Consider the following 14,042-nt stretch of genomic DNA (forward strand, 5'->3'; position numbering starts at 1 on the left):
TTTTTCTTTGTCTGCAATTTGTGTATTTTACGCGTCGTCTAGTGGCGCCGCAGCTTTAGCCTCGCAGCATCCATACCAGTAACAGCAAGTTCCCCAACAACGACAGCAACGCCAAAGTGCGCCAAACTTTCAATGGCTCGCGTTCCAGCAACGGCCTTGGTCGTACAGCAGGTGCGCTGTTTTCCCCTTGCTCCAGCACCAACAACCACTCCTCGGCGGTTTCGAAGCGTTGTTCCGGGAGGCTGAGCACACTGCGCGTAAGCATGCGCTCAAGCCACTCTGGCGTATCGGGTCGATAGCGGCCAGGGCTGATCGGTTGAGCAAAGCGTGGGCGCTGGAAAGCCTCGATTTCGCCATAGGGGTAGTGCCCAGTCAGCAAAAAATACAGGGTCACGCCTACGGCATACAGGTCGTGCCGAGCATCGGCGGCGTGCCCGGCATAGGCTTCGGGGGCAATGAAGTTAGGCGTACCTGCTACATCGCTGGGCAGCTCGGCCGACAGCCCCGGGCAATGGGCCAAGCCAAAATCCAGCAGGCGCAGTTCGCCATCGGCGCTGAGCAGCAGGTTATCTGGCTTGATATCGCGATGCAGGATATTGCGCCGGTGCAACATGCCGACCGCACGCAATAACCGCCTAGCGATATCCTGCCACTGCGCCAGGGGCAGGGGCCCGTTGTCGCTGAATACGGCCGCCAGGGTACGCCCGTCGTATTCGCGCATCACGTAGTAGAGGTGTTGGCGTTGAGGCAGACTGTGCACTTCGGGGAAATAGCGCCCGGCCACACGGCGCAAAAACCATTCTTCCAGCAGCAGGCTCTGCTGCCCACCCACTTCGTCACGGCGCAGCGCGGGCAGGGTTTTCAGTAGCCAGGCTTGCTGCTGGCTGTCGTGAACTCGGTAAATCATCGACTGACGGCTTTGCCCAAGCAAAGTGTCGACGTGCCAGCCTTCGAACACCTGGCCGACCTTCAGCGTTGGCGGCAGCGGCCATTGGCGCAACTGCACCAAGGTATCGCCCAAGGTGTCGGTACCGATCTGGTCAACCTGGACCAGCAAGGCGCTGGCATTGTCCTGACTGCCTGCCAGGTGAGCGGCATCGACCAGCGTCTGTACGGCTTTTTCCGGTTCTGACTGCTCGCGTAGGATCGAACCGATCATGCTGTCGTTGAGGGTCGACCAGACGCCATCGCTGACGATCAAAAAGCGTTCACCGAGTTGCAGTTCGCCTTCCAGATAGTCCACCACTAAGTGTTGGTCCAGGCCCATGGCCCGTTTGAGTACATGCTGCATGCCGGGCTGTTCCCAGACATGATCCGTGCTCAAACGTTGTAACTGTTGCCCCTGACAGCGGTAGACGCGACAGTCACCGACATGCGCCAGGGTATAGCGGCGGCCACGCAATACCAGGGCGCTGAGGGTGGTCAGCAGCGGCTGGCCGCCGCCGTTGGCCTGCAACCAGCGGTTTTGCGCGCAGAGCAGGCGATCCAGGGCCTGGGCCACGCTCCAGGTCTCCGGCGTGGCGTAATAGTCCAGCGCCAGGGCCTGAAGGGTGGAGCGCGCCGCCAGGCCACCGTCGGCACACTGGCTGACGCCATCGGCGACGGCGAACAGGTAGCCTTTGCTGGCCGCCAAGGCCGCGCCGGGGGTGACCAGGCGGACCGCATCCTGGTTTTCCGCGCGCGGGCCGGTGGCCGAGGCCTGGGCGAAGCTGAGCTGCAGGCTCACCTCAGACGCGGGCCACGGTCGCTGCCGCCGAACCCCAGGTGGTGCGCCAGCGGCGCTTGACACCGTGCAGGCCAAACCAGGCGACCACGGCCAGGGCCGCGAATGCCCACAGGGCCATCTGGTAGTCGCCAGTTTGCTGCTTGATGGTGCCTAAGCCCGCCGCCAGGAGGAAACCGCCAATGCCACCGGCCATGCCGATCAGCCCGGTCATTACGCCGATCTCTTGGCGGAAGCGCTGCGGTACCAGTTGGAATACCGCACCGTTGCCGGCGCCCAGACCAAACATCGCGCTGACGAACAAGGCCAGGGCCGCGTAGGAGTTGGGCAGGTTGAAACCGACCGCAGCGATGCATACCGCCGCCAGGGTGTACATCCAGAGCAGGGTACGAATGCCGCCGAAACGGTCAGCGAAGGCGCCGCCCAAGGGACGCATCAAGCTGCCACCAAATACGCAGGCAGCGGTGTAGTAGCCGGCCGTGACCGGGCTTAGGCCATATTGGTCGTTAAAGTAGCCGGGTAGGGCACTGGCCAGGCCGATAAAGCCGCCAAAGGTGACGCTGTAGAAAAACATGAACCACCAGGTATCACGGTCGCCCAGGGCTTTGAGGTAATCAGCCATGGATTTGGGCTTGGGCCGCTCTGGGGCATTGCGCGCCATCAAGGCGAACGCGACCAACACCAGCACCAGAGGAATCAGGGCGAAGCCAAACACGTTGTTCCAGCCAAACGCGGCGGCCAACAGCGGCGCAAACAGGGCGGCGAACACCGTGCCCGAGTTACCAGCCCCAGCGATACCCATGGCTTTGCCCTGGTGTTGCGGTGGGTACCACTGCGAAGCCAGGGGCAGGGCGACGGCGAACGAGGCGCCCGCTACGCCTAAGCCAACGCCCAACAGCAGGGCTTGTTCATAGCTGTGAATACCGAAATACCATGCGCATGCCAAGCTCACGATGACCACGACCTGGCCGATCAGGCCAGCGGTTTTCGGCGAGAGGCGGTCGGCCAGCAGGCCCATCAAAAAGCGCAGAATCGCCCCGGCCAGGATCGGCGTCGCCACAATCAGCCCGCGTTGCTGAGTGGTCAGTTGCAGGTCGGCGGCGATTTGTACGGCCAGCGGGCCGAGCAGGTACCACACCATAAAGCTCAGGTCGAAATAGAGAAACGCTGCAAACAGCGTGGGCGTATGGCCGGATTTCCAGAAGCTGGTATTCATATTTGACACCTCGACGGCGAGTTGAATGGAAGGTCGACAATCCCCAGCACTGGGCAGAAACAAAAAAGACGTCGCCACCTGCTCCACGCTTGTGGAAGAGATGAGCGACGCCTTTGTCGTTCGAGGTGAGCAACCGCCTTTGGCTGCCAAACCTTTGATGAAACGGTTTAAAGCAAGAGCCGGGCCAGCTTGCGGCGCAAATGATTCAACCGAGCAATTCGTGCATGGCGATGATCTGTTCAGCCACTTGAATGAGCTTCTGCTGGCGGCTCATGGCCTGGCGCCGCATCAAGGTATAGGCCTCGTCTTCCTTGCAATTCTTCATTTTCATCAGCAGACCTTTGGCTTGCTCGATGCGCTTGCGCTCGGCCAACTGCTGGTCCCGCGCGTGCAGCTGGGCGCGCAGGGCCTGGTCGCTTTCGAAGCGGGCCATGGCCACATCGAGGATCGGTTGCAGGCGCTGAGCATGGATGCCTTCGACGATATAGGCGCTCACCCCCGACTTGATGGCCTGGCGCATCACCCCCGGGTCATGTTCGTCGGTGAACATAACGATCGGGCGTGGCTGGTCGCGGCTCACCAGCACCACCTGCTCCATGACGTCGCGCCCGGGTGACTCGGTATCGATCAAAATCACATCCGGGCGCACCGCTTCGACGCGCGCGGGCAGGTCGATGGTCAAGCCTGATTCATCAATGACATCGAAGCCGGCCTCGACCAAAGCCGCCTTGAGCCGGCCAACTTTTTTCGCGGTGTCGTTGATCAATAGGATACGTAGCATAGGTCAGTCTCCGCTCACTGATCGGCCAGGGCATGCAAGGCGAAGCTGCGGGCATAGCCGTGGGGGTCGGCGCCGTCCCAGACATTACCGTCGATCAGGCGGCTGCTGCGCAGCTCGCCGCTGTCAGGGGCGAGCCCGAGGCCTTGCGCGGCTTGCCGATACAGGTCCAGTTGCTGCACTTGGCGCGCCACCGCGAGGTAGTTGGGGTCTTCGCGCAACAGGCCCCAACGGCGAAATTGGGTCATGAACCACATGCCGTCGGACACATACGGCACGTTGACTGCGCCATCGCCATGAAAGCGCAGCGGGTGTGGGTCTTGCCACTGGTTGCCGAGGCCATCCTGGTACGCCCCCAGCAAGCGCGGCTCAATACAGGCCAGGGGTGCATTCAGGTACTCGCTGCCACTGAGTAACTGTGCCGTGCTGCGCTGGTTTTCCTGGCTTTGTTCGATAAAGCGGCTGGCCTCCAGCACGGCCATGACCAAGGCGCGGGCCGTGTTCGGGTAGGCATCGACGAAGGCCTGGGTGCAGGCCAGGACCTTCTCCGGGTGGTCTGGCCAGATCGACTGGCTGGTGGCCAGGGTAAAACCCAGGCCTTGGTTAACGGCGCTGGCGGCCCAGGGCTCACCGACGCAAAAGCCATCGATACGCTCGGCTTGCAGGTGTTCAACCATTTGCGGCGGCGGGACCACCACGCTGTCCACCGCTTGCAAGGGGTGGATGCCTTGGCTGGCCAGCCAATAATACAGCCACATGGCGTGGGTGCCGGTGGGGAAGGTCTGGGCGAAGGTCAGCCGCGAGTCGCTTTGGTGCACATGGCGGCGCAGTGCCTCGGAATCGGTCACGCCAACGGCTTGCAGGGTGGGCGATAGGTTAATGCTCTGGCCGTTCTGATTCAGGCCCATGAGCACCGCCATGTCGGTGGCGGCGACACCACCTATGCCCAGGTGCACGGCGTAGATCAGGCCATAGAGGCCGTGGGCGGCGTCCAGTTCGCCGCTGACCAGTTTGTCCCGCAGGCCCGCCCAGGAGCTTTGGCGCTTGAGGTTGAGGGTCAGGCCATAAGGTTGGGCAAAGCCTTGGGTCGCGGCGACCACCAGCGACGCGCAGTCGGTGAGGGCCATGAAACCGATATCCAGGCTATGTTTTTCGGGCGCATCGCTGCCCCCGACCCAAGCCAGCGGGTTGGCCGTTATCTCACTCATGATGGTGTGCTCCCTGGGGCAAAAAAAAGCGTCGTGACCCCCCGTGCGCCTCGCCCACTGGGCAAATGAAACGCACGGCGGGTGACGACGCCGTTGTCGATGGCCCGGACCTTCGTTGATCGGGGCACTGATGGTCAAGCCCAAGCAAGGCATATGCCAGTGCGCAACCTCTCGGCGTGGTGGTTCGGCCAGGCAGTCGCCGGTATAATCCCCAGCCTTCAGCCGCCAACCGAGCTAAGCCTGCCCATGTACAACCTGGCCCGCCAGCTACTGTTCAAACTCTCCCCGGAAACTTCCCACGACTTGTCCCTGGACCTGATCGGAGCGGGAGGGCGCCTTGGCCTCAACGGGCGTTTGACCAAGTCCCCCGCGCAGTTGCCGGTCACGGTCATGGGCCTGCCCTTCAGCAACCCCGTGGGCCTGGCGGCAGGTCTGGACAAAAACGGGGCGGCCATCGACGGCTTCGCCCAGCTGGGTTTTGGTTTCGTCGAAATCGGCACGGTCACCCCGCGCCCGCAACCGGGCAACCCCAAGCCCCGGCTGTTTCGCCTGCCGCAGGCCGAGGGCATCATCAACCGCATGGGCTTTAACAACCTGGGGGTAGACCACCTGCTGGAACGGGTGGCTGGCGCCCGTTACCGGGGTATTCTGGGGATCAATATCGGCAAGAACTTCGACACGCCGGTGGAGCAGGCGGTGAACGACTACCTGATCTGCCTGGAAAAGGTCTATGCCCAGGCCAGTTACATAACCGTGAACGTCAGTTCGCCAAACACCCCGGGTTTGCGCAGCCTGCAATTCGGCGAATCGCTCAAGCAATTGCTCGACGCCCTGGCCGTGCGCCGTGAGGCGTTGGCCGTGAGCCATGGGCGGCGGGTGCCCTTGGCGATCAAGATCGCCCCTGACATGACCGATGCGGAAACCGCGCTGGTGGCCACCGCGCTGTTGGATTCCGGCATGGACGCGGTGATTGCCACCAACACCACTTTGTCTCGTGTCGGGGTCGAGGGCCTGGCCCATGCCACCGAGGCCGGCGGGTTGTCGGGCGCCCCGGTGCGCGAGCAAAGCACCCATATCGTCAAAGTCTTGGCCGCTGAGTTGGCCGGGCGGCTGCCGATCATTGCTGCGGGCGGGATCACCGAAGGGCGCCACGCCGCTGAGAAAATCGCGGCGGGGGCGAGCCTGGTGCAGTTGTATTCCGGGTTTATCTATAAAGGGCCGGCATTGATTCGCGAATCGGTCGACGCAATCGCCGCCATGGGCCGCTGAACTGCGATAGGTACGAAAAGGGCCTCTTGAAGAGGCCCTTGGGCTTTCGCCCGCCGCCCGGGTGGGGCGCGCATGGTGGGTCTATGGGGTGTTTAATTCAGCCGACGGCGTGAAGTTCGTTGAGCCTATGGATTCCCGCGGTGCCGGTCATACCGTCCCAGTTGTCGCCGCGTCCCTCACGCCAGCCGTTAATCCAGGCCTGGCGAACCGACGGTAGAGTAAAAGGGCAAAGCTCACGGGATTTACCATGTACACCATATTGGTAGCCGCGTAAAAAAGCTCTTTCCAACGGATCACGCTTGAGTCTTCTCATAGGGTATTGCCCTCGTCTGTTGACTGTAATGTCCCGTCGACCTCGTCTGAGGCCGGGCAGAGTCGTTCTGCCGGTTTTGCGCTCGCTGCCGGCGTCGCGAGCTGAAGGGCCCGCCCATTGCGTTGCAGGCCCAGGTAGATTTCTAAACAATCGATCCGGCTGTGGGAATGATCGTTTTGTCATAAGGACGTAACTATTTTGCCGTCTAAGTGATAAGTAAAATTTTGATTCTGCTTATTATTCGCGTCAAAGCCCCTGTACCGTGCCTTGCAGGGTAAGATACCCCCTGTATTTGCAAGCGATGGTGGCACTGTGCTGAATCGCTAAATCGACGAAGGGTCGAGTTTTATGGCACTTCGTCATCGTCCTTTCGACTGCCGATGAATGGGTTTACCCCCCATTGCGGCGGACCGACACCACGGTGGTGTCACTCGGGCGCTCTTCGAGAAAAGCGCCTGGTTTAACCCTGAACGAGCAATGCGTTTGCCGTTCACTATGGCCATTGGCCTTGGATGTATCATGTCGGATCGCTACGAACTCTTCCTCACCTGCCCCAAGGGCCTCGAAGGTCTACTCGCCGAGGAGGCCGCTGGGCTTGGCCTCGAAGAGGTCCGCGAGCACACCTCAGCGGTGCGCGGCACGGCCGACATGGAAACGGCCTATCGCTTATGCCTCTGGTCGCGTCTGGGTAACCGGGTATTGCTGGTACTCAAACGCTTCCCCATGAAAGACGCCGAAGACCTCTACGAAGGGGTCAACAGCGTCGACTGGCAAGATCATCTGCTCCCTGACGGGTCATTGGCCGTGGAATTCAGCGGGCACGGTTCGGGTATCGATAACACTCACTTCGGCGCCCTCAAGGTCAAGGATGCCATCGTCGACAAATTGCGCACCCCCAGTGGCGAGCGGCCCAGCGTCGACAAGCTCAACCCGGACCTGCGCATTCATTTGCGCCTGGACCGTGGCGAAGCCATTCTCTCCCTCGATTTGTCGGGCCACAGCCTGCACCAACGCGGTTATCGCCTGCAGCAGGGCGCCGCGCCGCTGAAAGAAAACCTTGCGGCCGCGATCCTCATCCGCTCCGGTTGGCCGCGCATTGCCGCGGCCGGCGGGGCGCTGGCTGACCCTATGTGTGGGGTCGGGACATTCCTGGTGGAGGCGGCGATGATCGCCGCCGATCTGGCGCCTAACCTCAAGCGTGAGCGCTGGGGCTTCAGTGCCTGGTTGGGCCATGTGCCGGCCCTGTGGAACAAACTCCACGGCGAAGCTAGCGAGCGCGCTCGCGCTGGCCTGGCGCGCCCGCCGCTGTGGATTCGCGGCTACGAGGCCGACCCTCGGCTAATCCAGCCCGGGCGCAATAATATCGAGCGCGCCGGCCTGAGCGACTGGATCAAAATCTATCAAGGTGAAGTGGCGACGTTCGAGCCGCGCCCGGACCAGAACCAAAAAGGCCTGGTCATCTGCAACCCTCCCTATGGCGAGCGCTTGGGTGACGAGGCAAGCCTGCTCTATCTCTATCAGAACCTGGGCGAACGCCTGCGTCAGGCCTGCCTGAATTGGGAAGCAGCGGTGTTTACGGGCGCCCCGGACCTGGGTAAGCGCATGGGCATCCGCAGCCATAAACAATATGCGTTCTGGAACGGTGCCTTGCCGTGCAAGCTGTTGCTGATCAAAGTGCTGCCTGACCAGTTTGTCACCGGTGAGCGTAAGACTTCCGAGCAGCGTCAGGCCGAGCGTGAGCAACCGCCGGAAAGCGCCAATGCACCTGCGCCGGCAAGCGCCCCGTTGGAGCAAGCCCGCCTGAGTGAAGGCGGGCAGATGTTCGCCAATCGCCTGCAAAAAAACCTCAAGCAGTTCAGCAAGTGGGTTCGCCGTGAAGGCATCGACTGCTACCGGGTCTACGATGCCGATATGCCGGAGTACGCGCTGGCTATCGACCTCTACCATGACTGGGTGCACGTGCAGGAATACGCCGCGCCGCGCTCCATCGACCCAGAAAAGGCCTCGGCACGCCTGTTCGATGCCCTGGCAGCCATTCCCCAAGCGCTGGGCATCGATAAAAGCCGAGTCATCATCAAGCGTCGCGAGCGACAAAGCGGCACCCGCCAGTACGAACGCCAGAGCGCCCAGGGCCAGTTCACCGAGGTGAACGAAGGCGGGGTGAAGTTGCTGGTCAACCTGACCGATTACCTGGATACCGGGCTGTTTCTTGACCACCGCCCGATGCGTCTGCGCATTCAACGGGAGGCGGCGGGTAAGCGCTTTCTCAACCTGTTCTGCTACACCGCGACGGCCAGCGTGCATGCGGCCAAGGGCGGCGCGCGCAGTACCACCAGTGTCGATCTGTCCAAGACCTATCTGGACTGGGCCCGGCGTAATTTGTCGCTCAACGGCTTCTCCGATAAGAATCGCTTGGAGCAGGGTGATGTGATGGCTTGGCTGCAAGCGAGCCGCGACGAATACGAGCTGATCTTCATCGACCCGCCGACCTTCTCCAACTCCAAACGCATGGAGGGGGTGTTCGATGTTCAGCGTGACCACGTGCAGTTGCTCGACCTGGCCGTCGCCCGCTTGGCGCCTGGGGGCGTGTTGTATTTCTCGAATAACTTCCGCAAGTTTCAGCTCGATGAGCATTTGAGCAGCCGCTACTCGGTCGAGGACATTACCGCACAAACCCTCGATCCGGATTTCGCCCGCAACGGTAAAATCCATCGGGCCTGGAAGATCCAGGCTCGCTGAAACTCGTTTCATCAGGCAGGGTGGGAGCCGCCCCAGGCCCTCGTTAAGAGGGCCCGACCGGGTATTCGGGGCAGCTACCTATGCTATCTGACCTTTCGTCGTGCGCTCCCTAGTCAAATTAGTGGCATATGGCTATAACAGAGCATCAAGCCAAAGTGAAGAAGCACGCCGGCGTTGTTGAGTTTTGCGCTTATGTCGTTGCATGCCGTTAAGCCGAAGATCCTTGGCTTTATCAATGAAGGTTCGTCTGCCTGGGGTGTAGCGTGCGCGGCCTTCGCTGCGGGTATCACCCTGACCGTGATCCTGGGTTTCGGTACTCAGCACTTGTACGACGGGCAGGTGGAACAGCGCTTTGAGCTGTTGGCCACCGAGCGTTTCAGCCGCATCGAAGAACGTTTTCTCGACCAAGTGCAACGCCTGGACAGCCTGCGACGGTTCTTTTTCTTCGCCAACGATGTGGGGCGCGCCGAGTTCGAAGGCTATGCCCGGCCCCTGCTGCTGAGGACTCAGGCTTATGTCTGGGCGCCCCTGGTCAAAGATAACGACCGCGAGATTTTCGAGCGCCATCAACGTGGGCGCACTGGCGGCGATTTTACCTTGCGCGAGCTGCGTAGCGACGGCCAACTGGCCCCGGCGGGCCGCCGCAGTGAGTACATGCCTGTGCTGTATTTCCAGTCCTCGGCGCCTATCGGTTCATTGATCGGTTTCGATCTGCTCTCTGAACCTGCTCGCCAGGCCACCCTGCGCAGCGCTAGCCTGCGCGGCTCCATCGCTATCTCGGCGCCGCTGCGGCTGCTCTCGGCCGAGCCAGGCCGCGAACACGGCGTGCTGATGGTCGCGCCCGTGCCCAGCCGTGGTGAGCCCATGGCGGGGGTGGCCGGTTTCGTTGCCGCGGCCATTAGCCTGCAGCAATTGATGGCCGAAGGTTTGCCGGTGCATGCCGACGATAACCTGAACGTGCGTATTTTCGACGTCACCGGTGGCACCGAACAGGTGCTGTTCCAGTCTAGCGACGACGACAGCGAATCGTCCTTGGGCGCGGCGCGGGAGCTGAGCATCGCCGACCGCAGCTACCGCGTGGAGATCCAGCCCAGCCACGTGTTTATGCAAGCCAACCGTTCGGCCGCGATGGGGGTGGTGATCTTGCTGGGTGGGCTACTGAGCGTGCTGCTCAGTGCTTTGCTCTACGTGCAGGTGAACCAGCGCCAGCGCGCGTTGAAGCTGGTCGAACAGCGCACTGCACAACTACGCACCAGCGAGCAAGCTTTGCGCGGTACCCACGGGCAATTGCGCAGCGTGCTCGATGCGGCCACCCAGGTTGCGATCATTGCCACTGACCTCAAGGGCGTTATCACTACGTTCAACGCAGGCGCCGAGCGCATGTTGGGGTATCCGGCAGCCCAAGTGCTGGGCAAGCTGACGCTGACCACCTTGCACCTGCCCGAAGAGCTGATCGCCCGCGCCGCGCAACTGAGCGCCCAGCACGGGCGCCCCATTGCGTCGGCCCAAGCCATGTTGATGGGCGCTATCCACGAAGGCGACCAGCAGGAGGGGGAGTGGACTCTGGTGCGCCGCGACGGCAGCCACGTACTTGTCAACATGTTGGCCACCCCGTTGCATGATGACAAAGGCCAATGGGCCGGCCATCTGGCCGTGTGTATCGATATTACCGAGCGCCACCGCGTGCATGAGGCGTTGGCCGAGCGCGACCGCTTGCTGGAAAAGCTCAGCGCGCGGGTGCCCGGGGCGATCTATCAATACCGTGAGGCGCCTGGCGAGCTGCCGCGTTTCAGCTATTGCAGTGCTGGCATCCAGGCAATTTTCGAGGTCGAGCCGGCATTGTTGGGGCAGGACGCCGCACCTGCATACCAACGCATCCACGGCGAAGACTTACAGCGCATCCTCGCCTCGGTCGATGAGTCGCGTGCAGGGTTGACGCCCTGGCGTGAAGAATTCCGCGTGCAGTTACCCAATAAAGGCCTGCGCTGGATTCGCGGTGAGGCGGTACCGGAGCTGGCACCGGAGGGTGGCATGCTCTGGCACGGGTTCTTTTCCGATATCACCGACTTGAAACGGGTCGAGCAAGAACTGCGCGCGCTGTCGGTAACCGATTCTCTGACCGGTATCTACAATCGTCGCTACTTCCAGGAGCGCTTGAAGTCGGAGCTGGAGCGCGCCCAGCGTGACAAGCAAGACGTGGCGGTGATTATGCTGGATATCGACCACTTCAAGCGTATCAATGACCAATTCGGTCACGCCGTGGGTGACAGGGTCCTGCAAGCCATCTGCCAGCAGGTCAACCAGCGCCTGCGCCGCACCGACGTATTTTGCCGATTGGGCGGCGAAGAGTTCATTCTGCTCTGCCCAGGTGTAAACGGCGAGCAGGCTTATATTCTCGCCACCGAGCTGTGGCAAGCCCTGCGCAGCGTTAGCGTGAAGGGGGTCGGGGTGGTCACCGCCAGCTTCGGCGTGGCCGCCTGGCGCCGTGGCGAGGGCGCCGATGCCTTGTTGTTGCGGGCCGACTCTGGGGTCTATGCGGCTAAGCAGGCTGGCCGCGATCGCGTCCAGCCCGAGCTGCTGTAACGGTCAGTTCTGCAGGGAAATGGCCGTATCGGCGGTTTTCGGCTGGCGGTACAGTTCCAGCAGTACCTGGTCGAGCACCGATGACGCACCCCACGGTTTTGGGTCGTTGAGGATCGCTACCACGGCCCAGGTATTGCCATTGATATCGCGGCTGAAACCAGAAATGGCACGCACAGTGTTCAGGGTGCCGGTCTTGATATGGGCTTCCCCAGCCATGGCCGTGCGCTTGAGGCGCTTGCGCATGGTGCCGTCCATCCCAGCCAGCGGCATGGAACTCATGAACTCAGCCGCGTAAGGGCTTTTCCAGGCCGCTTGCAAGAGGATCGCCATTTCCCGCGCGCTGACCCGTTCGTCACGGGACAGGCCAGAGCCGTTTTCGATGACCAAGTGCGACGCGGTGATGCCCTTTTTCGCCATCCACTGGCGCATCACTCGCTGCGCAGCTTTGGAGTCGTCGCCATCGGCATCGGTGCGGAACTGCGCGCCCAGGCTGAGGAACAGTTGGCGGGCCATGGTGTTGTTGCTGTATTTGTTGATGTCCCGAATGATTTCAACAAGGTCCGGCGAGAAGGCGCGGGCCAGCAGACGCGCATCCTTGGGCACATCGCCCAGGCGGTCGCGGCCCTGCACGCTGCCCCCCAGTTCGTTCCAGATAGCGCGCACGGCGCCCGCTGCGTAGGTGGGGTGGTCGAGCAAGGACAGGTAGCTCTGCGAACTGCAGCCATCGGCCAGTTGCCCGCTGACCACCACCGTCACGCCATCGGCCTGGGTGACGGGGTTGTAGCGCACGTCGCCGGTGCACTTTTTGCCCGGCAGGGGTTTGACTTGGTTATCGACGCGGATATTGGCGATGGGTGGCTCAATGGACACCAGTACTTTGCCGGAATCGTTACGGGTGACCATGCGCAGCGCTTTTAGGTTGATCAGCAAGGCGTCTGGCTTGACCAGGAACGGCGCGTTCTCGTCGCCGCTGTCGTCATTGAACTCCGGCAGTTGGGGTTGCACGAAATAGCTGCGGTCGAGCACCAGATCGCCGGTGACCTGGCGCACGCCGTTGGCGCGCAGGTCGCGCATCAGCAACCAGAGCTTTTCCATGTTCAGCTTGGGGTCGCCGCCACCTTTGAGGTAGAGATTGCCGTGCAGGATCCCGTCGCTCAATGTGCCGTCGGTAAAGAATTCGGTTTTCCACTGGTACGTTGGGCCGAGCATTTCCAGGGCCGCGTAGGTTGTGATCAATTTCATGGTCGAGGCCGGGTTGACCGAGACGTCAGCGTTGAACACGGTTGCGTTGCCGGGGCCATTGAGCGGCAGCATGACCAGCGATAAGGCGTCGTCTTGCAGCTTACTGGCCTTGAGGGCCTGGGCGACTTTAGGGGGTAGCGAAGAGTTGACCACAGCGGCGGGGGTGGGTAAGGCCATTGGCAACAGCAGGCCGGCGAGCAGGTAAGGACGCAGAGATTTGATCATTGACGATGGAGCCCTACAGAAGAGGGGTGAAAAACCGGGAGCGCAAAGAGATGAAGCCCCCCTGTGTACGCGCGCGCCATGTTTGGCGGCGAAAGTGGGCATTATGCCCCAAGGTGGCGGGGCGTTGAGCGGAGCAACACGCTTATCGGTGAATTTTTTCATTCAGTGACAGCCACAGGGGCGAATGATCGCGCAATAGCCCGTGGGCTGGCAAAAGGCCTAAGCGCGAATAGAATGAAAATGTGAAATCCCGTGCAGGTAGGCAAAAAAAACCACCTCGAAAGGTGGTCTCTTCACAGGCTAGCAGTCAGATACTGCGCCTAAGCACGATCACTTAGCAGCGATCGGCGTCTCTGGATACCAGGCGTCTATCAGTGGGCTGACTTCTACCTTGGTCAGCTCGCTACGACCCTTGAGCCAGCTTTCAACAGTTGCTCGCTGCTCTTCGGTCACCGAACCACGGTCAGCTAGGCAAACCAAGCCGAAATCGTCACCGCCCACATAGTCAAGGCCGTTGGCGTCCATGGCTTCTTCCAGGAATGCATCGAGGAATGCGTCGATTGCTGCATCGTCGAGGTCCTCTTTGAATCCCAGATTGAGCTCAAAGCCCAATTCTTGAAATTCGTCAACGCAAAGTTTTTTGCGGAGGCGACGAGAGCGGTTAGTAGCCATTGAACAATCCTCATAAGTAATTTCGCCGAAGATTCTACCAGCTATCCAACGCTGCTGCTGCCTTCCTTGGCACG

10 protein-coding genes are annotated in these 14,042 nt (G+C 61.4%); 3 read left to right on the top strand and 7 right to left on the bottom strand.

The genetic code is table 11. The features are described 5' to 3' along the window. Window positions 1-55: 55 nt before the first annotated feature. From QCL65_RS10625 to QCL65_RS10640, 4 genes are all read right to left on the bottom strand, one after another. A complete protein-coding gene (locus QCL65_RS10625; protein WP_407316183.1) occupies window positions 56-1,726 on the bottom strand; it encodes a protein kinase domain-containing protein in 1,671 nt (556 codons plus the stop codon). 1 nt (window position 1,727) lies between these two features. After that, window positions 1,728-2,939: a nitrate/nitrite transporter gene (locus QCL65_RS10630; RefSeq protein ID WP_407316184.1), complete on the bottom strand. Its 1,212-nt coding sequence runs from the start codon at window positions 2,937-2,939 to the stop codon at window positions 1,728-1,730. 205 nt (window positions 2,940-3,144) lie between these two features. Beyond that, window positions 3,145-3,720 carry an ANTAR domain-containing response regulator gene (locus tag QCL65_RS10635; protein ID WP_407316185.1) on the bottom strand — a complete coding sequence of 192 codons (576 nt, stop codon included), beginning with the start codon at window positions 3,718-3,720 and terminating at the stop codon, window positions 3,145-3,147. Window positions 3,721-3,734: 14 nt separating this feature from the next. After that, on the bottom strand, window positions 3,735-4,925 hold the full coding sequence (locus QCL65_RS10640; RefSeq protein WP_407316186.1) for a CmpA/NrtA family ABC transporter substrate-binding protein: 1,191 nt from the start codon (window positions 4,923-4,925) through the stop codon (window positions 3,735-3,737). Between the two features lie 246 nt (window positions 4,926-5,171). Between QCL65_RS10640 and QCL65_RS10645 the strand changes: the two genes are divergently transcribed. Next, on the top strand, window positions 5,172-6,194 hold the full coding sequence (locus QCL65_RS10645; protein WP_407316785.1) for a quinone-dependent dihydroorotate dehydrogenase: 1,023 nt from the start codon (window positions 5,172-5,174) through the stop codon (window positions 6,192-6,194). Between the two features lie 97 nt (window positions 6,195-6,291). Here the strand turns inward: QCL65_RS10645 and rmf are convergent, their stop codons facing one another. Next, the gene (gene rmf / locus QCL65_RS10650; protein WP_002553055.1) at window positions 6,292-6,507 is read right to left on the bottom strand and encodes a ribosome modulation factor; all 216 of its coding nucleotides are present in this window, start codon (window positions 6,505-6,507) and stop codon (window positions 6,292-6,294) included. Window positions 6,508-7,026: 519 nt separating this feature from the next. On the opposite strand from rmf, the gene rlmKL reads away from it, so the two are divergent. Both rlmKL and QCL65_RS10660 read left to right on the top strand, forming a co-directional pair. Next, window positions 7,027-9,246 carry a bifunctional 23S rRNA (guanine(2069)-N(7))-methyltransferase RlmK/23S rRNA (guanine(2445)-N(2))-methyltransferase RlmL gene (gene rlmKL, locus QCL65_RS10655; RefSeq protein WP_407316187.1) on the top strand — a complete coding sequence of 740 codons (2,220 nt, stop codon included), beginning with the start codon at window positions 7,027-7,029 and terminating at the stop codon, window positions 9,244-9,246. Window positions 9,247-9,438: 192 nt separating this feature from the next. After that, complete coding sequence (locus QCL65_RS10660; RefSeq protein WP_407316188.1) at window positions 9,439-11,829, top strand: diguanylate cyclase; 2,391 nt, start codon at window positions 9,439-9,441, stop codon at window positions 11,827-11,829. 3 nt (window positions 11,830-11,832) lie between these two features. Here QCL65_RS10660 and dacB read toward each other — a convergent pair whose 3' ends face one another. Then, entirely contained in the window at window positions 11,833-13,296 is a 1,464-nt protein-coding gene (dacB, locus tag QCL65_RS10665) for a D-alanyl-D-alanine carboxypeptidase/D-alanyl-D-alanine-endopeptidase (RefSeq protein WP_407316189.1), read from the bottom strand. A 330-nt stretch (window positions 13,297-13,626) separates the two neighbouring features. After that, a complete protein-coding gene (locus tag QCL65_RS10670) occupies window positions 13,627-13,968 on the bottom strand; it encodes a YggL family protein (protein ID WP_407316190.1) in 342 nt (113 codons plus the stop codon). Window positions 13,969-14,042: the final 74 nt, after the last annotated feature.

The organism is Pseudomonas sp. nanlin1, assembly GCF_045571515.1.
Classification (GTDB): Bacteria; Pseudomonadota; Gammaproteobacteria; order Pseudomonadales; family Pseudomonadaceae; genus Aquipseudomonas.

Coding starts and splice junctions, on each gene's coding strand:
- QCL65_RS10670 (WP_407316190.1), bottom strand. CDS start 13,968: ATGGCTACTAACCGCTCTCGTCGCCTCCGCAAAAAACTTTGCGTTGAC.
- QCL65_RS10645 (WP_407316785.1), top strand. CDS start 5,172: ATGTACAACCTGGCCCGCCAGCTACTGTTCAAACTCTCCCCGGAAACT.
- QCL65_RS10635 (WP_407316185.1), bottom strand. CDS start 3,720: ATGCTACGTATCCTATTGATCAACGACACCGCGAAAAAAGTTGGCCGG.
- QCL65_RS10660 (WP_407316188.1), top strand. CDS start 9,439: ATGTCGTTGCATGCCGTTAAGCCGAAGATCCTTGGCTTTATCAATGAA.
- QCL65_RS10640 (WP_407316186.1), bottom strand. CDS start 4,925: ATGAGTGAGATAACGGCCAACCCGCTGGCTTGGGTCGGGGGCAGCGAT.
- rlmKL (WP_407316187.1), top strand. CDS start 7,027: ATGTCGGATCGCTACGAACTCTTCCTCACCTGCCCCAAGGGCCTCGAA.
- QCL65_RS10630 (WP_407316184.1), bottom strand. CDS start 2,939: ATGAATACCAGCTTCTGGAAATCCGGCCATACGCCCACGCTGTTTGCA.
- rmf (WP_002553055.1), bottom strand. CDS start 6,507: ATGAGAAGACTCAAGCGTGATCCGTTGGAAAGAGCTTTTTTACGCGGC.
- dacB (WP_407316189.1), bottom strand. CDS start 13,296: ATGATCAAATCTCTGCGTCCTTACCTGCTCGCCGGCCTGCTGTTGCCA.